This window comes from Chitinophaga sp. NPDC101104, assembly GCF_050277495.1.
Classification (GTDB): domain Bacteria; phylum Bacteroidota; class Bacteroidia; order Chitinophagales; family Chitinophagaceae; genus Chitinophaga.
This window is the reverse complement of sequence record NZ_JBNNSF010000001.1, coordinates 3,142,932-3,167,220: the sequence shown is the minus strand read 5'-3', so window position 1 is coordinate 3,167,220 and position 24,289 is coordinate 3,142,932. Positions and strand designations below refer to the sequence as shown.

Sequence of the window (24,289 nt, the reverse complement as noted above, 5' to 3'; positions counted from 1 at the left end):
AAACAGCGATTTTACCGTGACCATCCAGGACCTACAACTGTTCGATGCCCTCAAAGACGTGCCCGTAGCGCAATTGCAATGGCTGATCGACAACAGCGAAACCGAGCGCTTCGCCGAAGGCGATTACCTGTACAAGCCCGGCGACGAAATCCGCGGCGTTCATTTCATCCTTTCCGGGACCATCGAATTCTACCGCATCCAGGCAGGCAACAAAGTGCCGATAACCGAGACGTCCGCGCACCAGGTGACCGGCATCCTGCCCTATTCCCGCGCGCGCGGCTCCATCGGGTATTCCTGCTGCAAAACGCCGGTGGAAATGATGACGTACCCGAAAGCGAAGCTCCGGGAAATGATGGCGCAGCAATACGAGCTGACGCAGGCGCTGGTGTTCGTCATGACCAACCGCGTGCGGGATTTTACCATCATCACGCAGCAGAACGAAAAAATGATGGCGCTGGGGAAACTGGCGGCCGGGCTGGCACACGAACTGAACAATCCCGCCGCGGCGATCGTGCGCGGGTCGGACACCCTGGGCGAACATTTGCGCGGCGCGCCGGAAACCTTCCGGAAAATGATGCTGACGCGGCTTTCGCCGGAAGAAGCGGATTTCGTGTGCGACCAGATAAGGGAATCGCTGTCGGCCGCCGACCGGCCCGTGCCCGGCATGCTGGAACGCAGCAGCCAGGAAGATGCCATCAGCGACTGGCTCTACGATCACCACATCCCGGAAGTGCCCGATATGGCGGAGAATTTCCGGCATTATGGCCTGCATCCCGCTACCCTGGACGCTTTTGCGAAAAAACTGCCGGCGGAGTACCTCGGCACCGTGCTCTCCTGGATGAGCAGCCATTTCACCACGGAACGCATGCTCGCCGACATCCGCGAGGCCTCGCAGCGCATTTCCGGGCTGGTGAAGTCGGTGAAGATTTTCACGCATATGGACGGAGGCGCCGACAAACAGTTCATCGATATCCATACCGGCATCCGCAACACGCTCGTAATGATGCAATACAAGTTGCGAAAAGGGAAGATCGAAGTGAAAGAAGCATTCGACGACACGCTCCCGCCCGTATTTGCCCTGTCGGGAGAATTGAACCAGGTCTGGACCAACCTCATCGATAACGCCGCCGATGCGCTGGAAGCCCAGGGCAACGGGGTGCTGACCATCCGCACCGCGCGCGACGGCGAATTCGTAAAGGTGACCGTGAGCGACAATGGCCCCGGCATCCCGCCAGAAAATCTTTCCCGTATCTTCGACCCGTTTTTCACCACAAAAGCGATCGGCAAAGGCACCGGCCTCGGCCTGGACGCGGTGATGAACATCGTACGGCAGCATCATGGTTCCGTGAAAGCCACGTCCGAACCGGGGAATACCGTATTTACCATCTGCTTTCCCATCAATGGCGAAGCCAATACCAACAACGCATGAACCAGCCCATTATATTTTTGATAGACGACGATCAGCAGGTGCTCCGCGCCATCAGCCGGGATTTACGCAACCAGTTCCGCGACCGGTACAAGGTTTTGTCTACCGCTTCCGTGGCGGAAGCACTGGGGAGCCTCACCGAATTGCAGAATAAAGGCGAAGAAGTAGCCCTCTTCCTTTCCGACCAGCGCATGCCCGAAATGGACGGCGTCCATTTCCTCGAAAAGGCCATGAAAGTGTTCCCCGAAGCCAAGCGCGTGCTGCTCACGGCGTATTCCGATACCGAAGCGGCCATCAAGGCGATCAACGACGTGAAACTGGATTATTACCTTATGAAACCCTGGGACCCGCCGGAAGAAAAGCTCTACCCCGTTATGGAAGAGATCCTGGGCGACTGGCAGGCCAATTACCGGCCCGATTTCAAGGGCATCCGCGTGATCGGGTACCAGTTTTCGCCGCGCAGCCACGAAATCAAGGATTTCCTGGCCGGCAATCTTGTTCCGTACCAGTGGATGGATGTGGAAAGCAACGAACAAGGCAAGCTCCTCGCCGCCGCTAACAACCTCGGCGCACAGGAATTGCCCGCCATCATATTCGAAGACGGCGCGCTGTTCGCCAAACCGGCGTTGAAAGACATCGCTTCGCGCATCGGGCTGAACCCCACCGTTCGCAACCAGGTGTACGACGTAGCCATTATCGGCGCGGGGCCTGCGGGACTGGCGGCTTCGGTCTACGGCGCGTCTGAAGGCCTCAGCACCTTGCTCATCGAGCGGCGGGCGCCGGGCGGGCAAGCCGGTACCAGCTCGCGGATCGAAAACTACCTGGGATTCCCGACGGGATTGAGCGGCGCCGATTTGACGCGGCGCGCCATCACGCAGGCGACCCGGTTCGGAACGGAGTTTTTGTCGCCGCAGTCCGTTGCCGGCATCCAGGTGAAAGACCAGTATAAAATCATTTCGCTGGACGATGGTACCGAGATCTACAGTAAGGCCCTCGTGATCACGACGGGCGTGGACTACCGGAAGCTGGAAACCCAGGGCATCGGGGATTTTACGGGAGCCGGCGTGTATTACGGCGCGGCGAGCACCGAAGCGGCATCGTGCCGCGATAAAGAGGTGTTCGTGCTCGGCGGTGGGAATTCTGCGGGCCAGGCGGCCATGTACCTGTCGAAATTCGCCAGGAACGTGCATATCGTCATCCGCAAGCCCGACCTGCGCTCGTCCATGAGCGCCTATCTCATCGACCAGATCGCGCAGACGCCCAATATTCACCTGCTGCCCTGCGCCGAGATCGCGGAGGGAACGGGGGAAACGAAGCTGACCAACCTCCGCCTGCGCGACCTCAACTCCGGCACCGAAAGCGACATGCCGGCGGACGCGCTGTACATTTTCATCGGCGCGCGGCCGTATACCGACTGGATCGGTGACGGCATCATCAAAAACGACAAGGGATTCATCGAAACGGGGCGCGACCTCCAGCAATACCCTGCTTTCCGGCAGCTGTGGAAGCCCGCCCGCGATCCGTATATCCTGGAAACGAGCATCCCGGGCATCTTTGCCGCCGGCGACGTACGCGCGGGCGCTATGAACCGCGTGGCGGCCGCTGTGGGCGAGGGTTCCATGGCGATCAGCTTCGTTCATAAATATTTAGCCGAAACCTGATAAAAACTTTCTTATGGCCGATAAACCCTGCCAGCACATCCTGCAACTGGAAACGCTGGTACACCCGAAAAAACATGAATGTGAAGAATGCGTCAAAACCGGCGGCACCTGGCTGCACCTGCGCACCTGCCAGACCTGTGGCGGCACTTTTTGCTGCGACAGCTCCCCTTCCCGCCACATGACCGCCCATTTCCATGCTACCGGGCATCCCGTGGTGATTTCCGCGGAGCCTGGGGAACGGTGGATCTGGTGCTACGAAGACCAAAGTTTCGCGGAATACTAGCGGCCACTTGCATATGTTATTTAATTAACATATATTTAAGACAAATCCTATCCTATGAAAAACGTATCCGCTACTTTTCTCGCGGTGACGCTTTTGTTTGCCACCGTTTCCAATAGTTTTTTCTGCGGGATCCTGGCCTATAACTGGATCGATCCGTCGACCGTGAAAGGCGCGCTGCTGTTCCTTTTCTCCTGGGGCGCGGCCAGCTGCGCGGGGTATCTCATCTTATCAAGTATCATGAAATGGGTGTTCGGAAAAGTGGAATGAAGGTGGGATAAAAGATTGGCAGGATGAGTTTACTTTTGGCGTTCAAATAATTATCCCGCATGAAAAAAATTTCATCCCTGACCTATCTTCTGTTTGCCGCCCTTGTGTTTACCGGCTGTAGCAAAAAAGACGATGAGCCCAAGCCCACGGGCACGCTGAATGGTACATACCAGTTCGTGTCCATGTACCTGAAAGCTAAAACGGAGCAATCTTTTGTTGAAGCCGGCGTAACCAACCGGACAGTTTCGGACATAGAGTACACGACCACCGAAAATACCGGTATGATGATCATCGAAGGCAATACCATGACATCGACCGGCCTCGGTTACAAGATCAACGCTACCATGACGGTGGAATCCTTTACCGGAACGACGCCTGATTTTGACGAGCCGTTCCAGGTGCCGTTCAATTTCACCGTGCCCAAATACAACAGCACGGGCACATTCAAATATGTGGGAACGGATTCGGTATTGGCCGAAAAAGGGCTCATCCAGTTCCCTTCCACCGGCCAGGAAATGCCGGTAGTTCCCAATGCATCGAAATTTGCGATCGTGAATGGCGAGTTGATTTTCACGTCTGTGATCAATCAATCTTCCTCCGAGGTAATCCAGGGAGTGAGAATGCAGAAGATACAGACGGGGCTTGCCATCGGGCGTTTCAGAAAAATGTAATCGAACGGAAACGTTGCACATAAAAAAGAAAAGGGCCGGTCAATAGACCGGCCCTTGCCCTATTCCGCACCTCCGCCCAAGGCCCTGTAGAGCGCTATCACACCGTCGAACACTTCACGCCGGTGCTGCGCCAGGGCCAGTTCTGCATCGAGGACGTTTTTCTGGGCATTGATCACTTCCAGATAATTGGCGTACCCCGTGGCGAAGAGATCGCGCGCGGTGGATACGCCGGATTGCAGCATGAGCACTTCTGCTTCCTTGAGCTTATATGCCTTCTCGCTGTTGCCGACTTTTTGCAGCGAGGTGGATACTTCCTGGTATCCGTTCACGATGGCCTGGCGGTACGCGTAGAACGCGCTCATGCCTTCGGCCGTTGCGATCCGGTAGCGCGACCGGATCTGGTTTTGATTGAACACGGGCGCCGTGAGCCCGCCCAGCGCCGTATAGGCGATGGAGGCCGGGCTTTTGAACAGCAATCCCGGATCGAACGCATTATACCCGATGGATGCGCTCAATGTCAATGTAGGGAAGAACGACGCGCGCGCCGCATTCACGTCGGCCTTTGCGGCAACCAGCTCCAGTTCCGCCTGGCGGATGTCTGGCCGCGCCAGCAACAGTTTTGCCGGAATGCCTTCCGCCAGCTTCGCCGGGATGGGCGCTTCCAGCAGATTCTTCGAGCGGGGCACTGCCTGCGGGAACCGTCCGGCCAGGGCGTTCAGCTGGTTTTCGATTTCCGTGCGTTGCTGCCGGATGCCGAATGCCAGGGCTTTCGTGTTCAGGAATTGCGCGTGGAACTGCTGGACCGCCAGCGCCGTGGCCCTCCCCGCTTCCTGCTGGATCTTCACAGTCTCCAGCGCGGATTCCTGCAACAGCACGTTCTTTTCGATCACGGCCAGTTCGTAGTCCAGCTCCAGCAAATGATAATACAGCGAGGCGATCTGGGCCGTCAGTTGCGTATATACGAGCCGGCGGCCTTCGGCCGAAGCGAGGAACCTTGCGTACGCAGCCTCTTTCTGCCGCTTCAGTTTCCCCCACAGGTCGATCTCCCAGGCACTGCGCAGCCCCGCGAAATAATCCGGCACCGCCGGCGTGGGAATGCGCTGGTCTTTATCGATATTGGGCGACAGGTTCGTATCGAAATTGCCGACCCCGTCGATGGTATATTTCCCGAATTTCTCTGTTCCCGCGTGCACGCCGGCGCTCAGCGCCGGCAGCCAGGCTTTGCGCGCCATGGCCAGCTGCGCCTGTACGGTTTCCATTTTCTGCACGGCGACGAGCACGTCGGCATTGTTGCGGAACGCGGTATCGAGCAGTTGCTGGAGATACGGGTCGGTGAAGAACGATTTGACGGGAAGGAGGCTCACCGGCGCGAGGGTATCCTTTTCCGCCTGCGGCACCGCCGGCAGCTCCGGGGTTTGCAGCGGCCGGGGCGCCTTACACGCGCCCAGGAACACCAGCAACACAGCCACTGCGATCACGGCGGGTTTCGGCTTTTTCCGCTTCACCTTTATCCTGGAAAACAGTACATACAATCCGGGAATGACGAGCACCCCGAAAACGGTCCCGATCAACATCCCGCCCGCGGCGGCCGTACCGATGGAACGGTTCCCCATGGCGCCGGCACCGCTGGCGATACACAGCGGGATCAGCCCGGCGATGAACGCGAAGCTCGTCATCAGGATGGGCCGTAAACGGCTCACACCGCCTTCTATCGCGGCCCTTACCACCGTAAGGCCCTGTTTCTGCCGCTGTACCGCAAACTCTACGATCAGGATGGCGTTCTTGCCCAGCAATCCGATCAGCATCACCAGCGCCACCTGCGCATAGATGTTGTTTTCCAGTCCGGCGAGCTTGAGGCAAAGGAACGCCCCGAAAATCCCTGCGGGCAGGGAAAGCAGCACCGGCAGCGGCAGCAGGAAGCTTTCGTATTGCGCTGCCAGCAGCAGGTACACGAACAAAAGGCAAATCCCGAAAATATAGATCGCCTGGTTGCCGGAAAGTACCTGTTCACGGGTCATCCCGCTCCATTCGAACGAGAATCCGCGCGGCAGGGTCGCTTTCGCCGTTTCCTCGATGGCCTTGATGGCATCTCCGCTGGAGAAGCCCGGCGCCGCGTCGCCATTGATCATGGCAGACATGTACATGTTATAGCGCGTGAGGGTTTCGGGCCCGTACACCCGTTCCAGCCGCACGAAGTTGGAGAAGGGCACCATTTCACCGTGGTCGTTCTTCACATGCAGCAGCAGCACGTCTTCCGGCTTGGTACGGTATTGCGGCGAGGCCTGCACCATCACCTTGTACATTTGTCCGAAACGGATGAAGTTGCTCGCGTAGAAGCTGCCCAGCAGGGTTTGAAGGGTGCTCATGGCATTGTCGATGCTCACGCCCTTTTTAGCCGCCATGGCCTGGTCTACGTGGATCATATATTGCGGGAAAGCCGGGTCGAAGCTCGTGAAGGCGCTCCCGATCTCGGGGCGTTCCTCCAGCGCGGCGATGAATTTGTTCGTGACTTCGGCTACCTGTTCCAGGTCGTCGGCCCCCGTTCTGTCCAGCACGCGCAGCTCGAAGCCGGAAGCGTTGCCGAAACCGGGCACCGTCGGCGGCGGGAAGTATTCGATGGATGCGTCGGCGATGTTGCGCGTCCGCTGTTTCAGGTCTTCGATGATATCGTTGACCGACTGTTCGCGGTCGCCCCAGGATTTGAGGTTGATCATCCCCATTCCGTAAGACGCGCCCGCTACTTCGTTCACGAGGCTATACCCCGCGAGGGTCGACACCGATTCTACCGCATCCATTCCCGCGGCGGCGGCCTGCACGGAATCGAGCACTTTTTCGGTACGCTCCACCGTGGCGCCGTTGGGCGTGGTCACGTTCACGTAGATCATGCCCTGGTCTTCACCGGGAATGAACCCGCCCGGCAGAATGGCCGCCGCGCCCCAGGTGAGCACAAAAAACGCGATGAGCGTGATCAGCGTCATCAGCCGCTTTCCGGCGATAGCACCCACGATGCGCTTGTATTTGTTCTCGGTTTTGTTATATCCGCGGTTGAACATATTGAAGAACCGTTGCAGCGGATTGGTGCGCATATGCCCGTTGGGATCGTGCTTCAGCATGAGCGCGCAAAGCGCCGGCGTCAGCGTGAGCGCGTTGATCCCCGAAATGATGATCGCGAAGGCGAGCGTGAGCGAAAACTGCCGGTAGAACACGCCCACCGGCCCGCTGAGGAACGCCACCGGGATAAATACGGCAGACATCACCAGCGTGATGGCGATCACCGCCCCGCTGATTTCCTTCATCGACGCCAGCGTTGCCTGCAGCGCGGGCAAATGCGTTTCGGTCATTTTCGCATGCACCGCTTCCACCACCACGATCGCATTATCCACTACGATCCCGATCGAAAGTACGAGGGCGAAAAGGGTGAGCAGGTTGATGGAAAAGCCCATCAGCTGCATGAACGCCAGCGTACCTATCAGCGCCACCGGGATGGCCAGGATGGGGATCAGCGTTGAGCGCCAGTCCTGCAAAAACAGGAACACCACGATCCCCACCAGGATGAACGCTTCAAACAGCGTGCGCAACACCTCGGCGATAGACGCGTCGAGGAAGCGGGACACGTCATAGTTGAAGTTGTACGTCATGCCCGGCGGGAACGACGATGCCTTCAGTTCTTCCATCCGCAGCTTCACGTTTTTGATCACATCCTGCGCATTGGAGCCCGGCCGCTGCTTAAGCATGATCGAAGCGGAAGGTTTCCCGTCCGTTTTCGACACCATCCCGTACGTCAGCGCCCCGAATTCCACGTCCGCTATTTCTTTCAGCCGCAGCACCGACCCGTCCGGGTTGGCGCGGATGATGATATCGGCGTATTGATCAGGCTCGAAGTACTTGCCGGTATAGCGAAGCACATATTGCAGCAATTGGGCCTGCTTGTCGGAGCTTTCGCCCGTTTTACCGGGAGCGGCTTCGATGTTCTGCCGGCGAATGGCCTGTACCACTTCATCGGCAGACACGTTGTAGGCCAGCATCCGGTCGGGCTGCAGCCACACGCGCATGGCGTATTCCTTGGCGCCCATGATCTCGGCGAAGCCCACACCGTCGATTCGCTTCAATTCCTTCAGCACGTTGATGTCGGCGAAGTTGTAGATGAAGTTCTCGTCGAGCGTGGAGTCTTCGCTCATCACGTTGAGGTACAGCAGCATGGAGTTCACTTCCTTTTCGGTCGTAACCCCGGCTTTGATCACCTCTTCGGGCAGCTCGTCGATGATGGTGGATACGCGGTTCTGCACGTTCACGGCCGCCTGGTCGGGGTCCGTTCCCACCTTGAAAAAGACGGTGATGAGCGTGGTGCCGTTGTTGGAGGAGACAGACGTCATGTACGTCATGCCCGGAACGCCGTTGATGGCCCTTTCCAGCGGGATGGCCACGGCGTTGGCGCACACTTCGGCGTTGGCGCCGGTATATTTGGCCGATACCGTAACGGATGGCGGCACGATATCGGGGAACTGGGTGACCGGCAACCCGAAAAGCGCCAGCAGCCCCAGTAACACAATAAACAAAGAAATCACCAGCGACAGCACAGGCCGCCTGATAAAAGTATCGAACATTACGTTTGGTTTCTGGTTACGATTCAATCTGTCTTACAAAGCCTTCACCTGGCCGGTAGCCATGAGTTTGGGACTGATCTTCATGCCTTCCCGCAGATTGCGGACGCCTTCGAAAACGATCTTTTCGCCCGGCTTCAGCCCTCCTTTCACGAGGTAGGAATGCGAGATCCGCGCTCCCGGCTCAAATGCGCGCATCTTCACCGTATTGTCCGTATCCAGCACGTATACATAGTTTTTGTCCTGCATCTCGAACACCGCTTTCTGCGGCAGCAGCAGGCAGCTATCGATCCGGTTGGTGAGCGTCACTTTCCCGCTGGCGCCGTGCTTGAGCACCTGTTGCGGGTTGGGGAAGCGCGCCCTGAAAGCGATAGACCCCGTATTTTCCTCGAACTCGCTTTCCACGGTTTCGACGTGGCCGTCGTGATGGTAATCCGAACCATCGGCCAGTACGAGCGATACCCTCCGGCGCGCATCGCTGCCGCTGCGGATGAACTCGAGGTATTCGGTTTCGGACACATTGAAGTAAGCGTACACTTCGTGGATGTCGGACACGGTGGTGAGGAGGTTCCCTTCGCTCACGAAGCTACCTGTTTTGAGGGGGATCCGGTCGATGAACCCGTCGAACGGCGCGCGGATGCTCGTGTACGACAACTGTGTAGCCGCGTTGAACTCGGCGGAGCGGGCCTCTTCGACCTTGGCGTTGAACGCTGCGAGCTTGGCCTGGGCTACTTCCAGTTCAGTGGCGGAGATCACTTTTTTGGTGACGAGGATGTTGACGCGGTCCACTTCGAGGCTGGCGGCTTTGGCTTCGGCGATGGCGCTGCTGAGCGCGGCTTTGGCACGGGCCAGTTCGGCGCGGCGCTCTTCGTCGTTGAGGCTGAAGAGCAGTTGGCCTTTCTTCACCTGCTGGCCTTCGTCTACATAAATTTTATTGAGAAACCCGTTGATGCGGGCCCTTACGTCTACGTTGCGCACGGCCTGGATATCGGCCACGTAATGGCGGTGAAGGACGGTGTCCGTTTTTTCGAGCTTGAGGACGGGGAACGATTGCAGGTCGTTTTCCTGGTTGCCGGAATCTCCTTTGGTGACGCAGCCGGTCAAAGACGCGGCTACAAGGGCAATAGCGATGCCTCCTGTTATCTGGTGCATAATAGGTAAAAAAAGATTTATGGGGCCGGAGGAACGTACGTTTCCGGCCGCGTTTAGGAAAATGCAGAACTGGCGCCCGTGGCGGGCGCAGGTGTGATCAATGTCGTAAAGTCAGGGGAAGGAATGGCTCAGAATAGCGTGAACCGGAAGAGGAAATTGTAATAAGCCGGGAGGAAGGCGTCTTGCTGGAGATACACGCCCGTCTTCTTCTCCTCCATTTCCGGCCGGAAAGCCCTGTCTGTCTGGTCCGGCGCCGCCTGTTGGGTAAAGTTGAATTGTTTGGAAGCAGCGCTAAGGTAATATCTTCCACGGCGGCGCGATTGCTTCGCCCGAACGCTGGCATCGTCGTCTTCCAGGTTGTTGACCAGGAAAGCGGACGGTACTTCTACTTCGGGCTGCAGATCGATTTCGATCATGTGCACGTCAACAGGCATCGCCCCGGCCTGCGCCGGAATAACGAATCCGGCGAGGTGCTGGATACAAACAAGAAACAGTAAGAACAATATTTTTCTGTTGATCCTCATGAGTATGCGATACAATTCATCCAACCGCAAAAATATACAACGCGTTTGTAAAACCTATCAAAAGAGGATCAACGGTCGGGCTTTTAACAAAAAGTTAAAATGACCATATGTCCAAAACCCTCCACAGCGGCGGATTCCACAACACATAGCACATTCGTCCCGCATCAGGATGATTGGCATCGATAAAAAGTACCATTACTATTGCATGGAAGCGATGAATGCGGCCAGGTACGGCGCGGTTTTGCTTTTTTTGGATGATGCCACGGCAGACGGTGGCCCTTCCGCGACGATGTTCCCTCCTTTCTCGCCCGCGCCCGGCCCCATATCGATCACCCAATCCGCCCCGGCGATCACCCGCATATCGTGCTCCACCACGATCACCGTGTTCCCCGCTGCCACGAGCCTTTCCAATTGCAACATGAGCTTGTCTACGTCTGAAGGGTGCAAACCGGTAGTGGGCTCGTCCAGCACGTACAGCGTATTTCCCTTGCCCGTGCGCTGCAATTCCGTCGCCAGTTTAATACGTTGCGCCTCACCACCGGAAAGTTCCGTTGCCGGCTGGCCCAGGCGCAAATAACCCAGTCCCACGTCCCGGAGCACCGACAGCGGGCGCTGCACGCTATCGTCCCCGGCGAAGAACGCATGCGCCTGGTCGACCGTCAGCCCCAATACTTCGGCGATATTTTTATCGCGATAGGTCACTTCCAGCGTTTTTTCATTGTAGCGTGCGCCATGGCAGGTGGGGCAAGGCGAATAGACGCTGGGCAAAAACAGCAGTTCAACCATCACGAACCCCTCGCCCTCGCAAGTTTTGCAGCGGCCTTTGGCCACGTTGAAGGAAAAGCGGCCGGCATCGTACTTGCGGCTACGCGCCATGGGCGTTTCCGCGAAAATCTTCCGGACATGATCGAATAACCCGGTATACGTGGCCAGGTTGGAGCGCGGCGTCCGCCCGATGGGCGCCTGGTTCACCTGCACGAGCCGGGCAATGTGCTCCATGCCGGAGGCGATCTGCCCGCCGGCCGGGACTTGCGCCTGCGGCGTTTCCTCGTGCTCCGTTTCCGGCGCGTGGCCCAATGCGCCCGCTACCAGTTCCACGAGCGCCTGGCTCACGAGGCTCGACTTCCCCGAACCGGAAATCCCCGTCACCGCGGTGAGCATGCCGAGGGGAAAATTCGCGTCGAGGCCATGGAGGTTGTTGCGGGAGATACCTTTCAGCTGCAACCAGTCCTTCGGTGTATATGCCGGTCTTTCGGGGATGGATTGCCTGCCGAACAGGTAATGGCGCGTTACGGAGCCTTGTACGCTTTCGAGCCCCTGGGGATCGCCACTGTAGAGGATTTCACCACCGTTCGAGCCTGCGGCCGGGCCTACGTCCACGATCCAGTCCGCCTCGCGGATGACATCCGTTTCGTGTTCGACTACGAAAAGCGTGTTCCCGGAGGCTTTGAGCCCTTTTAGCGCCCGCAGGAGCGCCTCCGTGTCTGCAGGGTGCAAACCGGCGGAAGGCTCGTCCAGCACGTATACCACGCCGAAAAGATTGCTCCTCACCTGTGTGGCGAGGCGAAGGCGCTGCAGTTCCCCGGGAGACAGCGTGGGCGTGCTGCGGTCGGGCGTCAGGTAGCCCAGGCCGAGGTCCAGCAGTACCTGCAGGCGGGCGCAAATGTCTGCCGTGATGCGCTGCGCCACGATGTTGCGCTCCGGGTGCGCGGGATCGGCCTTTTTCTTATTGTTGGCGAACGGCGCCAGCGTATCCGCGAGCTTTTCCAGGGAAAGATGGGCGATTTCGGCGATGTCGTACCCCGCGAACTTTACCGACAGCGATTCCTTGCGGAGGCGCTTCCCCTTACAGGTGGGACAAGGCGCGCTTACCATATATTGCTGCACGCGTTTTTTCATCATCGCGCTTTGCGTATTGGAAAATGTATGCAGCAGGTAGCGCCTGGCGCCGCTGAAAGTGCCCATGTAGCTGGGCTCCATTTTTTGCTTCACGGCCCGTTTCGTTTCTTCCGGGGTAAAACCGGCGTATACGGGCGCGGTGGGCTGATCTTCTGTAAAAAGGATCCAGTCGCGGGTCTTTTGGGGAAGGTCTTTCCAGGGCTTGTCGACATCATACCCCAAGGTCACGAGGATATCGCGGAGGTTTTGGCCATACCATGCCTGTGGCCACGCGGCGATGGCGCGCTCGCGGATCGTGAGCGAGGGATCGGGGACCATGGAGGCTTCGGTGGCGTCGTACGTCATGCCCATGCCATGGCAGGTGGGGCAAGCTCCTTCGGGGGTATTGGGGGAAAACGCTTCCGCGTGGATGATAGGCTGGTGGCGGGGGTATTCCCCGGCGCGGGAGTACAGCATGCGGAGCAGGTTGCCGAGGGTGGTGACGCTGCCGACCGACGAGCGCGTAGTGGGCGCGCCGCGCTGTTGCTGGAGGGCCACCGCGGGCGGCAGGCCGTCGATCTCGTCTACGTCGGGAACGGACAGCTGGTGAAAGAGCCGCCTGGCGTAGGGGGACACAGATTCGAGGTAACGCCTTTGTGCCTCGGCGTACAGTGTGCCAAATGCCAGGGAGGATTTCCCCGACCCCGAAACGCCGGTGAAAACCACGAGCGCATCCCTCGGGATTTCGAGGTCTACGTTTTTGAGGTTATGTTCCCTTGCGCCGCGGACGGTCACGAACCCGGGTTTCGGTGTATGATGATGAGCCATATCAAATGTATTCACCGCAAAAATACGAACGGGCCGGGAGATCGTCCCGGCCCGTTCAATTTTATCGGCTAATTCAGCTGTGACTGCTGCAATCGCTGCGTGGCTACAATGATGCGCATCATGCGGTATTCCGGTATTTCCAGCAGTTCCGACAGCTGCTTGACGTCTTCGACAGAAACACTGCCGATGTCCGTAAACCATTCGCGCAGCTGCGATTCCGAAATATGGGTGTCGCGGCTGAGCTCATGCAGCGGAACTGCAAGGTATAACTCCTGATACGTCGTGATTTTGTTTTCCCAGATTAGGTTGCGGATAATGGTATACTGCTCGTGTATCATAAGGTTCAGCGTTGTGTTGTGCGTTTAATAACAAATAGTAGGCCTGAATGTTGGGGTGAATATTTAAGTACTTGAAAATTAATCGGTTAACTTTTTCACAATAGACATTTTGACAGGGCCCCAGGTGGGAAATTTCATCCACACTGTAGCCACTGAATTAAAAATAGAAAATCTTTTCTGCAAATCATAGCCCTTGTTTTCCGAGGTGCGGAAATAGTTTCCCGCAAAGAAAAAAAGACCGGCGGAACGTGCGTCCGCCGGTCTTCTTCGTTATTCTTCGCTCCTGAAATCCTTACCTGATCAAGGTTCCATCCAAACGAGATGTACCTGCTTGGCCTGGTGGATATCGAGGCGAAGGGTCACAAAGATATTCTGGTCTTCGTTGAAGTCCGAAATGGGCGTCAGCGCCAGGCGATGGTCTTTGCGGCCGGTGCTTTCCCCAAACAGGAACGTCCGGGCGGGGATCATTTCTTTTTCCAGGGGGAAGTAGAACGCATCGCAGGCCTTGAGGCCTTTTACCTGTTGGGGGTCCTTCCCTTTCTCGATACGTTTGTCATTTTCCTCCACGTCGTTGTACAGTACAAATTCCTTGCCTTTGGAGCGCAGCAGCGTAAAGGTTTTGTATTGATCGCCGTCGTTCAATACCACGGCACGGCCTTCGCGCTGGCGGTGGTAGAAGGTCGGCGGGTGGGCAGACCACATGTGATGATCTTTTGGCAGGTACCAACTGTTGGCCAGCTTGCGGTCGGCGGTGTAATGCATCAGGCCGAGGTGTTCCACGATAGTGTAGGTCCTGCTGGAACCGCCGCTCATGCTGAAAGAACCGTTGGCGCCTGCAACGGGCGTGCCCATGGAGGTATGTGTCACCTGGCGGATCTCTTCCAAGGCAATGGTATAGCTGCCGTCTTTATATACGAACATGTTTACCGGGGTGCCTGTAAACTTCTCCCTCCGTCCGAAAACGGCCGTGGCCTTGTTCTGGATGGCGATGGGATAGATTTCATCGTGCTCTTTGGCGCTCAGTTTGGCGGGGTCCATATGGAAAAGCCAGAGCTCGCCGCGGCCGTCGCTGTTTTTATAGGGCGCGAATGCGAGGAGCATGATCTTGTTGGTAGTGGCGTTGTAGCGCAGCATGCCTTTCCTGAGGTCCTGGTCGTGGGTGAACTTCAGTTCCGTCAGCTTCACATCAGCGTCTCCCGCCTTCAGTTCGGCCATGATTACCGTGTTCTCCTTTCCGCCGCTGGCACGGGTATTACGTGCATAACCCAGGCAATAGACCGTATTGCCTACGAAGGTCATGTCCATATAATTGATATACTTGTACTTTTCTTCCGGTGATTTATAGAATGCACGGGCCAGCTCTTTATGGTCGCCGTCGTACATCACCAGTTCCAGGCGTTTGCTACGGTCGCTTTCAAAGCTGTTGAACAGGGCTACGGCGTACTGATCGCTGTTCGGGTCTTTTTCCGAATAGAAATCAGGCATCGCAACGCCTCCGAAAGCCATGGCATACCCATGTCCCATATTCATCTTCTTCAGTTCGCCGATAGTTTCCTCATTGATAATATTACCTTTCTCGCCATCTACCACGAGCCGGTGCAGCACGGGCGTTTTGTCCTGGATTTCGCGGACGAGGAACACCACGTTCCCTTTGGTCTCGAACATGGCTTCCACATTGCCGGCTTTCAGCCTGCCGAATTTGGGACGGATGTTTTTGGCGACCTTCTGTTTATGTTTTTCGTCGTAAATCTTGATGTCGATCCCTTTTTTCAGATCGATAACGGCCAGCACGGTATATCCATTCTTCATCTGGATGACGCGGGCGAAGCCATCTTCCGGCTCCTGGAACGATTTACTGGTGGCTATTTCCTTGAATTGCGGGAAAGCTGCCAATTGTACCAGCATAAGCAGGCTGGTTAAGAAACATTTCATATGTACGGGATTATTTGTTGAACATTCAACCGGGTTAAACGTTCCGCAAAGATAATCAGCAACTTCCAATCCAAAAGAAACTTTTGTGTTAGGCGCCACGGCATTTCGCGGAATGACCGGCCGCCGCCACGCCCCCTCGGGGCCGCATCCCCCGAAAATCCATCCCGTCCTCCGAACTATTTCAATTTCAAACTGTTATTTACCCGGCACACATTTCGTTTCCCACCCCCAAAACCATCTTTCACCATGAGCCATAAAAACGATAAAACGGTCGATTACGCTGCCGACCCGCACCTGACCCCTGAAGTCAAAAAATTCCTGGACATCCTCAACGCCCCCGGCGGCAAGCCCGTGGAAAGCCTTTCCGTTCCGGATGCGCGCAAAGTCCTCGTGGATGCGCAAAAATCGGTAAAGGTGGACCTGTCCGGCGTAAGCGTCACGGAAAAGACCATCACCGCGGGCGACTACACGCTCCTGCTCCACATCGTGAAACCCGACGGCGCCGCCCCGCTCCTCCCCGGCTTCCTCTTCATCCACGGTGGCGGCTGGGTGCTGGGCGATTTCCCCACGCATCAGCGCCTCGTGCGCGACCTGGTCGTGCATTCCGGCGCCGCCGCGGTGTTCGTGAATTACACGCCCACGCCCGACGAGCATTATCCCCGCGCCATCGACGAAATTTTCGCTGCCACGCAATGGCTGGCGGAAAATGGCCGGGAAATCGGGGTGGACGGTTCCAACATCGCCATCGTGGGCAACAGCGTAGGCGGCAATATGAGCGCCGTAACGGCGATCCGGTGCAACGAGAAAGGCGCACCCCGGCTGAAATGCCAGATACTCATGTGGCCCGTCACCAATGCGGATTTCGACACCAAATCCTGGCGCAGGTATGGGGAACAAAGATTCCTCACCGCATCGCTCATGCAATGGATGTGGGGTTTATATACCACGAACGACGCCCAGCGACTGGAACCCTACGCCTCTCCCCTCCAGGCCACATCCAATCAACTGAAAGGCCTCCCGCCCACGCTCATCCAGGTGGCGGAAAACGACATCCTGCGCAGCGAAGGCGAAGCTTACGGCCGGAAGTTGTCAGATGCCGGCGTTCCCTGTACTACCATCCGCTACAACGGCGTCATTCACGACTGGGGCATGCTCAACGGATTAGCCCATCTCCCCGAAACCCGCTCTTTGATTTTGCATGCGGCGGCGGAACTGAAATTCCATCTCGGTTTATAAACTATCCTTCCAGCTATAAAAAAACGGTTGCCATGTGGCAACCGTTTTTCGCTATGGGCGTAACAGGACGATGTTCGTTCGCTTGACCGGCCCGTTGATGATCATGAGATGGTAGACCCCATCAGGTACGGAAGCCGGGATATCGATCCGGATTTCGCTGGTGTTGGGTTCCACTTCCAATTTATGTACCACGTCGCCGTTCATGCTTACCGTTGGTGGCGAGGTTGATTTTCACTTCACCATCTCCCGAAGGGGTTACGGTGAAAGTGTAGTTGATGCTATCGCTCGTTGCGAAGTTGGTGATACAGCTATTTTTCACCTGGCCGGCAGGTAAACAGCTTTTCGGGGAATAAACGCAAAACTTGTGGGGTTGATTTACCGCCAAAGGGAAGTCAGCTCCTCTATCAGGTCGGTGGCTTTGCGGTGATGGAGGTTTCCGGCATTTTGTCCGGCCCATACGGCGGAATATTCCAATTGCCCTGAATCGAGCGCCGCATTACGGACAGGCGCCATCAGTTGGGATTGCAAAGGGAAAGGCGCCAGTTCCTGTTCCATACCGGCGAAGCGCGCCGGCAGCTGCGTGCGCACCGCGCGCGCCAGGCGCCCCGTGTACACGCGCGTCAATTCGGTATGCTGGGCAGCGGGAGAAAACAACCTGTCGCGATACGCGGCCGACGCCCCCGATTCCTCGCAGGCCAGGAAGGCCGTTCCTACCTGCACTGCGGATGCTCCCAGCCGAAGCGCCGCTTCCACGCCCGCCGCATCTGCGATGCCGCCGGCCGCCACAATGGGCTTGCGCACTTTCCACCGCAGCTTTTGCACGAGGGCGAACGTTCCGTGCAACGAATCTTCCGCTGGCTCCAGGAAGCTCGGCCGGTGCCCGCCCGCCTCGAAGCCCGCCGCCACGATCACGTCCACATCCGCCGCTTCCAGCGCCAGGGCTTCATCGAGCGTGGTGGCCGCTCCGGCCGTTACGATCCCCTGCCGGCGGCATTCCCGCAAAACAGCTTCGTCCGGCACGCCGAAAACGAAACTGAAAACAGCAGGCTTCAAGGCCAGCATGGCCTCCGCCTGGAGCGCGAATTTACTTTCGATGGAAATCCCGGGGGAAGGAACGGGGATCCCCAGTTCGTCGAACACGGGGCGGAATAACGACTTCACCATATCGAACTCAGCATCAGTATAATTCCCCAGCGCAGGATCGATGTCAGACACCCAGAGGTTGAGGTTCCAGGGCCCGGCGGTCAGTTGCCTCACCTGTGCCCCCAGTTCCCGGATTTCCGCCGGCTGTAAAGTATACGCCCCGTACCCGCCGAGCCCGCCCGCGTTCGTGACGGCCGCCACCAGTGCGGGAGTCGACAGTCCTGCCCCCATGGGGCCCTGGAATACGGGGTACCGGATCCCCAACATATCGGTAATGGTATTTGGTCGCATATGCTCCGTTTATCCTGCCAAGTTAGGCCCCTTTCGCCAACTTGTATGTGAGGGAAATCACGAATTCGTCCCTGCGAAGTTTCGTTGCGGCGGATTGCGTATTTTTGTACAAATCTCGCCCCATGAAAGATGTTTTCTCAGAACAGTCCGGGGATTATGTCAAATTCCGGCCCCATTACCCCGACGAGCTCTTTCAATTCATCCTGTCTATCGTGCCCGGCACGGAAAGCGCCTGGGATTGCGGCACCGGCAACGGCCAGGTCGCCGAAAAGCTCGCGGCCGACTTCAAACGCGTGGAGGCGACCGACATCAGCCGCCAGCAGCTCGACAAGGCCCGGCCGCGCCCCAACATCCGCTATACGCTGCAACCTGCCGAGAAAACGGATTTCCCGGATGGTTCGTTCGACCTGGTGACGGTTGCGCAAGCCATCCACTGGTTCGATTTCGACGCGTTTTACCGCGAAGTGGGCCGCACGCTGAAACCTGGTGGCGTCCTGGCCGTGATCGGATATGGATTGCTGCATATCACACCCGCGATCGATGCGGTCGTCCGCCGGTTATATGTGGATCTGCTGGGCCAATATTGGGACCGCGAGCGGAAATACGTCGACGAAAATTACATGACCATCCCTTTCCCCTATCCCGCCTTCCCGACGCCTTATTTCGAGCATACCGAAACCTGGAGCTGGGGGCACCTGGCCGGGTATCTGTCCACCTGGTCGGCCGTGCAACATTACATGAAAGCAGAACAACACGATCCCGTGGCGCTTATCTCCGCCGACCTGAAAGCCGCATGGGGCGAGCCCGCCGAGCGCGAAGTGCATTTCCCCATCCTGCTGCGCATCGGGAAAGTCTGATCCCGGAAAGCGCCGCATGTCTTGACTGCGCCGAATAATACAAACAGGAAGGACGCCGCTAACGGGCGTCCTTCTTTCATTATCAGGGTTTCCATTTTATCCAGTCATCGAGCGGCGGCACCCTGCGCGGGGCTGTGGCGCCTTCCGGCAGCACATGCACCGTGAATGCGCCGGCGAATCCCTCCGGCAATACGGCTTCAAAGCCGGTAATGGTGCTGCCGGGATTAGGGGCGTCGTAATCATGTACCGGCACGGCGCTCCAGGTGCGGAGGTGCACGGGAACGGGGGCTTCGATCACCAGGCGCAGCGTTTTACCATTCTTCCGCAGTACGATCACGTTATCCGTGCCCAGGGTCACTTCGGCCTGGGTGAGCCAGCGCCATTGCAGGGTATCCGGCCCGCTGCCCGCCGACACCTCATCGCGGATAACGGCGCGCCCGCCCTTCAGCAACGCCACGCCCCGGCGCGATCTGTCCAGCTGGGCTTTATAAACCGGCGTCATATCGATCACCGCGAACTGCGTATTTCGTTTTCCCGTTGCCGTTATATCCGCATGGCCGTTTACCTGCTGGTAGGCGCCGTTTACCGTTAAAGTATTGTGCACGAGATTAGTGTACCGCATCACCTCCCACCGCTGGCTGTTCTGCGACTTGTTCCAGATGCTCAGGCCGCGGGATTCGAGGGAGTTGTAATCCTGCATGCCCAGGTCCGCCGCCCAGCGAACGCCGCCCCAGTCGAGCACGAACGAGCCCACGTCCATATGCGCATGGTTCACGCCGGGCGAGCCGCCCTTGATACCGATGTACATAACGGAACTATCTCCCCAGGCGCTCCGCATCAGCGCTACGGGCGTTTCGCCGCCGCCGGTCCAGCAGGTGGACGAAGGCGGCCGCACGGCGTTCATATCGATATCCTTTCCCCACAACAGCATGGCCGGCAACAGCCGGTTGCCGGTGGAAGGCTTTTCCAGGCGGAGCTTTTCCGTAAACAGCAGCGACGGGTCTCCACTGCGGGCGGCGAACCAGCACATCGCGGGCTCCAGGCTGCCGCCGGTACCTGCATCGGAGAAGTTGAACGGGAGACCGGTGGGGCCGGCCATATGCTGGTAATAGGCGGCCGTTTCCATGAAACCGGGCATTTTTTGCAGACCGAAATCGCCGCCGGTCAAGGTTTCCAGCGCACTGATGAAGAGCACGTTGAAGCTGGTGCCATATCCCCAGTAACTATACCCTTCGGGATAAGCGCCCGCCGGCCTGTACGCTTCCATGGGCAGCACAATGCTGCGGATACCGCGGTTGATGAGGTGCAATCCCAGCTCCGGCGCGTCTTCGAACACCGCCAGCGATCCGAACAGCATACCGGCATTGCATACCTGGTTCCAATTGTGATGCTCGCGGAGCCAGTTGCTGTTTTTCTTTTCCAGCGAGGGGCGCATCCCCTTTTCGAGGATCGCGGCAGAGATCACCCGCCGCTGTTCGGGCGTGAGGCGGCCGTACAGCCAGTCGTACCCGATCGCCACGCCCATCGTCATTTCCGCGACGTCGAGGAAGTGGGAAGGATTCCAGTCGGGAAACGAACAAACGGCCATCATTTCCCCGATAGCCCTGTCGGCATACCGTTGGTCTTTTTCCATTCGCCAGGCATAAGCGAGGAAAAACACCCGGCGGAGGCATTCCCGTGAAACGCCCAGCAGCCGCCTGCCGGTCAATTGCCGTTGCAGTACGGGCATGGACATCATTTTATCGCAGGCCGACAAGATGCTGCGATGCACATTTTGCCAGGGGCCAGGCGAGCCGACATTCTTTTTCAGGACGGGCTCGTCTGCCGTTTTCCAAAGGACCCGGGGATGGGGAGGCATGTTGAAATCGGCCGAAAGCGAGTCGGATTGCGCACGGACGGCGCCTGCCAGGCACAGCAACAGGAAAAGCCAGGGTAGCTTCATAACGGGTGGATTGTTCACCGTCAAAATACGACCTTTCGGTCCGAACCACATGTTTATGTGATAAACGGCCGGACGGCGCCGGCGTACCTTTGTGGCATTGTTAAATCATCCCCATGCGCACTCCCCTTCTCGCCAGCTTCCTTTGCTGCATCCTTTTTTGCACTGCCTGCAAACGTAACCGCACCGAAGTGTTGGCCACTTATTCCGTGCTCGTTCAGCAACTGGAATGGAAAGACGGCTCGTTCGAAAACTGGAAATACGACGCGAACGACAACATCGAAAACACGACGGGCGCCGGCCCTGCCAGTTCGGCCATCGAGCGGGATTTCCTCTATAACGGGGATCAGCTGGCCCTGATGCAGAAAACATCGCTCAAGGAAGATACCTTCTATTATGATGCGAACCGCCGGATCGTCCGCATCGAGGAAGGCATCATGGGCATGCGCGAACAAGGCCGGTTCCGGCTGGATTTCACGTACGATGGACAGGGAAAGGTCATCCAGATGGATTTCGGGCATTATAAACCGGGCGTCTACACGCTGATGACGAAGTCGATCTATACCTGGAGCGCAGACGGGCTTTTGCTGCAGATCAAAACCACGGCTCCCGGCAAGCCCGATGAGATCATCTATGACCTCACGCCTGAAAACCGGTCGTTCATTTTCAACGAATGGGCATTCGTAAACCGCTACCATCTTGTGTTCGACCAATACGAAATATGGAATATCCCCGTGCTGAAAAGTATGGACAGGTTACCGAAGCGCGTGGTAAGAACGCACAAGGTCGGCGGACAGGTATCCGATCAAACCACGCAGGAATACAGCCATAACGTGGACGCCATCGGCCGGCTGTTGCGCCGCGGCATGCCTAACGGCGACTGGATGAAGATCACGTATCAACCTACACGGTAAGCCCTTCCGTTATACAGCCGGTCCACGTAATTCCGTGGCAAAAAACGACAACGCCGCTCCCCGCAATGCAGACGGGAATCCACAGCGGCACACCTAACTATATGCTTATCAGCTGCTATTTCCGCTTCAGGGGAATTGGCATGGAATTGTTTGGAAAAAGGAAAACGGAACAGTTATGGAAAACAGGCATAAAAACTCCAGGCAAGGCATTCCCCACCCCGACTTAATGTACCTGGCCGTAAAATTCAACGTTTCGCTGCAAAAGGTGAAAGCGGCCGTGTATACGCTGGGTAACGATTTACGGCAGATCGAGACATGGTTCCGGCAACGGCAGGCGCTGCGCGACCGCAATCTTGTTTGACGATCAGAGCGGATCTTCGCGGAGGCGCTCGTCGGTGTAGGTGATTTCCGTCCGGCCGTGTGGCTTGGGAACGCCGTTCTCGTCTACGCTGACGAATACGATTTTATCGATGGTGAGGATGGATTTATGCGTGATTTTGTTGCGGACTTCGCAGGTGAGCGTGATGGACGTACGGCCGAATTGCGTGGCTTTGATGCCGAGCTCCACGATGTCTCCCTGGCGCGCGGAGTTGATGAAATTGATTTCGGACATGTATTTCGTAACGCAACGGTTGGTGCCGAGTTGAATGATGGCATAGATAGCGGCTTCTTCATCGATCCATCGGAGGAGGCTGCCGCCGAAGAGGGTGCCGTGGGCGTTGAGGTCTTCCGGTTTCACCCATTTCCTGGTATAAAAATTCATGTACGCTCCGGTTTTGGCGCAAAATTAGTTAAAATCATGCGGATTACTTCCGCTTCGCCTGTTCACTCCGGCAGTTAAACATTCTAAAGTCCCCCTTCACTCAACTTTTCTTGCCTTTCCCGACGTATCGCCGGTAATTTGCGGTGCGATGTCTACCAGGCGCGAATCTTTTTCCTTATACAAAAACCGCTTCCCGCAGCGCGGGGAGCGGTGATGATATAACCGGCTACACCGGTGAATTTTCTTAAATGGTTATGAAGCTGAAAAATGTAAGCCTCTGTATCTACAGAGGCTTCTATGTTTTTTGCACAAACATTATGTCAATTCATATGCCCCGTTATCCAGTAAGGGCCGTTCCGGCCCGGGGCTCGTCCCCTCGTCACAGATTTATGCATTTCATCACACTTTTTATGTTTTACGTAAATTTATTTTTGTTTAATGAAAATATCCATTTACCTTCGTTTCGTAATCAAACCTCTACCGCGTTATGTATACCTTTCTCAAAGCGGCATGGCGGAATTTGCGGCAAACGGGCTCCGTTGTGGAGAGCTCACCGGCGCTGACGGCGCGGATGACCGACATCATCCAGTTCCAGAAACCCTTATCCATCGTAGAACTGGGAGCAGGCACGGGCGTCATGACCAGGCATTTGCTCGGTCGTATGAGCCCCGCTTCCACCCTCGCTTCGTTTGAAATAAACCCGGAATTGTACCGCATCCTGTCTGCCGTCAAAGACCGGCGCGCGTCTCACCACAATGCAGACGTATTGCGGCTTCCGGCGTATATTCCCGACGAGTCGGCCGACTACATTCTCAGCGGCATCCCCCTCGCCAACCTCGACCCCGGCACCAAATCGCAGCTGCTCGAGCGTTGCCACAAGGCGCTCAAGCCCGGGGGCTTCTTCATCCAGTTCCAGTATTCCCTGAAAGACATTGCCGCCATCCGCCAGCGGTTTCCCGCGGTATGTTACGGTTTCACGCTGCTTAACATCCCACCCGCATTCATTTACTATGCCCAGAAATGACACATCCGCCACCGGCCGCACGCTCCGGATCATCAAGGTTTCGGTGCTGCTGGCCGCCATCGCACTGTACGTAATATTTGCCCAACGCTTCTCCACCGACGATCTTACGGCTTTCGTGGGGCGATATCCGGGGTGGACGGTCGCCGTATACTTCGCCATATGCGTGGCGCGCGGCGTGGCGCTTATTCCCGGAACGCCGTTCCTCGCGGCGGGCATCCTGCTGTTCCGCAACGAGCCCTGGCTGCTGCTGGGCGTGTTCCTGGCATCCATCGCCGTGGTATCGTGGATGTTGTACCACCTTTCGGGCTGGCTGGGCCTGGCGGCGTGGTTCGAAAAGCATTATCCGGAAAAAACGGAGCGCATGCGGCAGCGGCTGCAGGGGCCGTACGGACAGTGGTTCGTAGCCTTATGGGCCTTTGCGCCCATCGCCCCCACCGATCTGGTATGCTACGTGGCCGGTACGCTGAAAATCCCCCTGCGGAAATTCCTGCCGGCACTGCTGGCGGGCGAGGCGGTGATCTGTACTTTGTATATCTTTATCTTGCGTAACATCTGATCCAT

Annotated in this window: 21 protein-coding genes; 11 read left to right on the top strand and 10 right to left on the bottom strand. The window is 57.2% G+C overall.

Annotation, left to right across the window (positions count from 1 at the left end; all coding sequences use genetic code 11):
• Positions 1–16: 16 nt before the first annotated feature.
• Genes ACQKLP_RS12775 through ACQKLP_RS12755 form a run of 5 tightly spaced genes read left to right on the top strand, consistent with a single transcriptional unit; the run spans position 17 to position 4,308 of the window.
• Positions 17–1,429, top strand: coding sequence for an ATP-binding protein (locus ACQKLP_RS12775; protein WP_427323135.1), 1,413 nt, complete (start codon positions 17–19; stop codon positions 1,427–1,429).
• Positions 1,426–3,087: an FAD-dependent oxidoreductase gene (locus ACQKLP_RS12770; protein WP_427323134.1), complete on the top strand. Its 1,662-nt coding sequence runs from the start codon at positions 1,426–1,428 to the stop codon at positions 3,085–3,087. The genes ACQKLP_RS12775 and ACQKLP_RS12770 overlap by 4 nt, the downstream gene beginning before the upstream one ends.
• Positions 3,088–3,100: 13 nt before the next feature.
• Entirely contained in the window at positions 3,101–3,370 is a 270-nt protein-coding gene (locus ACQKLP_RS12765; RefSeq protein WP_341839381.1) for a UBP-type zinc finger domain-containing protein, read from the top strand.
• A 54-nt stretch (positions 3,371–3,424) separates the two neighbouring features.
• Positions 3,425–3,637, top strand: coding sequence for a hypothetical protein (locus tag ACQKLP_RS12760; protein WP_427323133.1), 213 nt, complete (start codon positions 3,425–3,427; stop codon positions 3,635–3,637).
• Between the two features lie 59 nt (positions 3,638–3,696).
• A complete protein-coding gene (locus tag ACQKLP_RS12755) occupies positions 3,697–4,308 on the top strand; it encodes a hypothetical protein (protein ID WP_427323132.1) in 612 nt (203 codons plus the stop codon).
• A gap of 59 nt (positions 4,309–4,367) precedes the next feature.
• Here the strand turns inward: ACQKLP_RS12755 and ACQKLP_RS12750 are convergent, their stop codons facing one another.
• The 6 genes from ACQKLP_RS12750 to ACQKLP_RS12725 all read right to left on the bottom strand — a co-directional run bounded on the left by ACQKLP_RS12750 (position 4,368) and on the right by ACQKLP_RS12725 (position 15,561).
• Positions 4,368–8,912 carry an efflux RND transporter permease subunit gene (locus ACQKLP_RS12750; protein ID WP_427323131.1) on the bottom strand — a complete coding sequence of 1,515 codons (4,545 nt, stop codon included), beginning with the start codon at positions 8,910–8,912 and terminating at the stop codon, positions 4,368–4,370.
• 33 nt (positions 8,913–8,945) lie between these two features.
• A complete protein-coding gene (locus tag ACQKLP_RS12745) occupies positions 8,946–10,061 on the bottom strand; it encodes an efflux RND transporter periplasmic adaptor subunit (RefSeq protein WP_427323130.1) in 1,116 nt (371 codons plus the stop codon).
• Positions 10,062–10,189: 128 nt separating this feature from the next.
• A complete protein-coding gene (locus ACQKLP_RS12740) occupies positions 10,190–10,585 on the bottom strand; it encodes a hypothetical protein (protein WP_427323129.1) in 396 nt (131 codons plus the stop codon).
• Positions 10,586–10,783: 198 nt separating this feature from the next.
• The gene (uvrA, locus tag ACQKLP_RS12735) at positions 10,784–13,291 is read right to left on the bottom strand and encodes an excinuclease ABC subunit UvrA (RefSeq protein ID WP_427323128.1); all 2,508 of its coding nucleotides are present in this window, start codon (positions 13,289–13,291) and stop codon (positions 10,784–10,786) included.
• Positions 13,292–13,359: 68 nt separating this feature from the next.
• Positions 13,360–13,629, bottom strand: coding sequence for a hypothetical protein (locus ACQKLP_RS12730; protein ID WP_126243436.1), 270 nt, complete (start codon positions 13,627–13,629; stop codon positions 13,360–13,362).
• A gap of 300 nt (positions 13,630–13,929) precedes the next feature.
• Positions 13,930–15,561: a hypothetical protein gene (locus ACQKLP_RS12725; RefSeq protein WP_427323127.1), complete on the bottom strand. Its 1,632-nt coding sequence runs from the start codon at positions 15,559–15,561 to the stop codon at positions 13,930–13,932.
• Between the two features lie 246 nt (positions 15,562–15,807).
• Between ACQKLP_RS12725 and ACQKLP_RS12720 the strand changes: the two genes are divergently transcribed.
• Positions 15,808–16,797, top strand: a complete 990-nt coding sequence (locus ACQKLP_RS12720) for an alpha/beta hydrolase (protein ID WP_427323126.1) — start codon at positions 15,808–15,810, stop codon at positions 16,795–16,797.
• 181 nt (positions 16,798–16,978) lie between these two features.
• Here the strand turns inward: ACQKLP_RS12720 and ACQKLP_RS12715 are convergent, their stop codons facing one another.
• Entirely contained in the window at positions 16,979–17,116 is a 138-nt protein-coding gene (locus ACQKLP_RS12715) for a hypothetical protein (protein ID WP_427323125.1), read from the bottom strand.
• A gap of 56 nt (positions 17,117–17,172) precedes the next feature.
• Positions 17,173–18,231, bottom strand: coding sequence for an NAD(P)H-dependent flavin oxidoreductase (locus ACQKLP_RS12710; protein ID WP_427323124.1), 1,059 nt, complete (start codon positions 18,229–18,231; stop codon positions 17,173–17,175).
• A 122-nt stretch (positions 18,232–18,353) separates the two neighbouring features.
• Between ACQKLP_RS12710 and ACQKLP_RS12705 the strand changes: the two genes are divergently transcribed.
• Positions 18,354–19,088 carry a class I SAM-dependent methyltransferase gene (locus tag ACQKLP_RS12705; protein ID WP_427323123.1) on the top strand — a complete coding sequence of 245 codons (735 nt, stop codon included), beginning with the start codon at positions 18,354–18,356 and terminating at the stop codon, positions 19,086–19,088.
• Between the two features lie 82 nt (positions 19,089–19,170).
• On the opposite strand, the gene ACQKLP_RS12700 is transcribed toward ACQKLP_RS12705, so the two are convergent.
• Complete coding sequence (locus ACQKLP_RS12700; protein ID WP_427323122.1) at positions 19,171–21,030, bottom strand: heparinase II/III domain-containing protein; 1,860 nt, start codon at positions 21,028–21,030, stop codon at positions 19,171–19,173.
• 113 nt (positions 21,031–21,143) lie between these two features.
• On the opposite strand from ACQKLP_RS12700, the gene ACQKLP_RS12695 reads away from it, so the two are divergent.
• The gene (locus ACQKLP_RS12695; protein ID WP_427323121.1) at positions 21,144–21,941 is read left to right on the top strand and encodes a hypothetical protein; all 798 of its coding nucleotides are present in this window, start codon (positions 21,144–21,146) and stop codon (positions 21,939–21,941) included.
• Between the two features lie 175 nt (positions 21,942–22,116).
• A complete protein-coding gene (locus ACQKLP_RS12690) occupies positions 22,117–22,302 on the top strand; it encodes a hypothetical protein (RefSeq protein WP_427323120.1) in 186 nt (61 codons plus the stop codon).
• A gap of 3 nt (positions 22,303–22,305) precedes the next feature.
• On the opposite strand, the gene ACQKLP_RS12685 is transcribed toward ACQKLP_RS12690, so the two are convergent.
• A complete protein-coding gene (locus ACQKLP_RS12685) occupies positions 22,306–22,704 on the bottom strand; it encodes an acyl-CoA thioesterase (RefSeq protein ID WP_427323119.1) in 399 nt (132 codons plus the stop codon).
• 487 nt (positions 22,705–23,191) lie between these two features.
• Between ACQKLP_RS12685 and ACQKLP_RS12680 the strand changes: the two genes are divergently transcribed.
• Positions 23,192–23,728: a class I SAM-dependent methyltransferase gene (locus ACQKLP_RS12680; protein WP_427323118.1), complete on the top strand. Its 537-nt coding sequence runs from the start codon at positions 23,192–23,194 to the stop codon at positions 23,726–23,728.
• Positions 23,715–24,284: a TVP38/TMEM64 family protein gene (locus ACQKLP_RS12675; protein ID WP_427323117.1), complete on the top strand. Its 570-nt coding sequence runs from the start codon at positions 23,715–23,717 to the stop codon at positions 24,282–24,284. Before ACQKLP_RS12680 ends, ACQKLP_RS12675 begins: the two co-directional genes overlap by 14 nt.
• Positions 24,285–24,289: the final 5 nt, after the last annotated feature.

Coding starts and splice junctions, on each gene's coding strand:
- ACQKLP_RS12755 (WP_427323132.1), top strand. CDS start 3,697: ATGAAAAAAATTTCATCCCTGACCTATCTTCTGTTTGCCGCCCTTGTG.
- ACQKLP_RS12700 (WP_427323122.1), bottom strand. CDS start 21,030: ATGAAGCTACCCTGGCTTTTCCTGTTGCTGTGCCTGGCAGGCGCCGTC.
- ACQKLP_RS12725 (WP_427323127.1), bottom strand. CDS start 15,561: ATGAAATGTTTCTTAACCAGCCTGCTTATGCTGGTACAATTGGCAGCT.
- ACQKLP_RS12705 (WP_427323123.1), top strand. CDS start 18,354: ATGAAAGATGTTTTCTCAGAACAGTCCGGGGATTATGTCAAATTCCGG.
- ACQKLP_RS12710 (WP_427323124.1), bottom strand. CDS start 18,231: ATGCGACCAAATACCATTACCGATATGTTGGGGATCCGGTACCCCGTA.
- ACQKLP_RS12685 (WP_427323119.1), bottom strand. CDS start 22,704: ATGAATTTTTATACCAGGAAATGGGTGAAACCGGAAGACCTCAACGCC.
- ACQKLP_RS12760 (WP_427323133.1), top strand. CDS start 3,425: ATGAAAAACGTATCCGCTACTTTTCTCGCGGTGACGCTTTTGTTTGCC.
- ACQKLP_RS12770 (WP_427323134.1), top strand. CDS start 1,426: ATGAACCAGCCCATTATATTTTTGATAGACGACGATCAGCAGGTGCTC.
- ACQKLP_RS12675 (WP_427323117.1), top strand. CDS start 23,715: ATGCCCAGAAATGACACATCCGCCACCGGCCGCACGCTCCGGATCATC.
- ACQKLP_RS12765 (WP_341839381.1), top strand. CDS start 3,101: ATGGCCGATAAACCCTGCCAGCACATCCTGCAACTGGAAACGCTGGTA.
- ACQKLP_RS12740 (WP_427323129.1), bottom strand. CDS start 10,585: ATGAGGATCAACAGAAAAATATTGTTCTTACTGTTTCTTGTTTGTATC.
- ACQKLP_RS12680 (WP_427323118.1), top strand. CDS start 23,192: ATGTATACCTTTCTCAAAGCGGCATGGCGGAATTTGCGGCAAACGGGC.
- ACQKLP_RS12745 (WP_427323130.1), bottom strand. CDS start 10,061: ATGCACCAGATAACAGGAGGCATCGCTATTGCCCTTGTAGCCGCGTCT.
- uvrA (WP_427323128.1), bottom strand. CDS start 13,291: ATGGCTCATCATCATACACCGAAACCCGGGTTCGTGACCGTCCGCGGC.
- ACQKLP_RS12690 (WP_427323120.1), top strand. CDS start 22,117: ATGGAAAACAGGCATAAAAACTCCAGGCAAGGCATTCCCCACCCCGAC.
- ACQKLP_RS12750 (WP_427323131.1), bottom strand. CDS start 8,912: ATGTTCGATACTTTTATCAGGCGGCCTGTGCTGTCGCTGGTGATTTCT.
- ACQKLP_RS12695 (WP_427323121.1), top strand. CDS start 21,144: ATGCGCACTCCCCTTCTCGCCAGCTTCCTTTGCTGCATCCTTTTTTGC.
- ACQKLP_RS12730 (WP_126243436.1), bottom strand. CDS start 13,629: ATGATACACGAGCAGTATACCATTATCCGCAACCTAATCTGGGAAAAC.
- ACQKLP_RS12720 (WP_427323126.1), top strand. CDS start 15,808: ATGAGCCATAAAAACGATAAAACGGTCGATTACGCTGCCGACCCGCAC.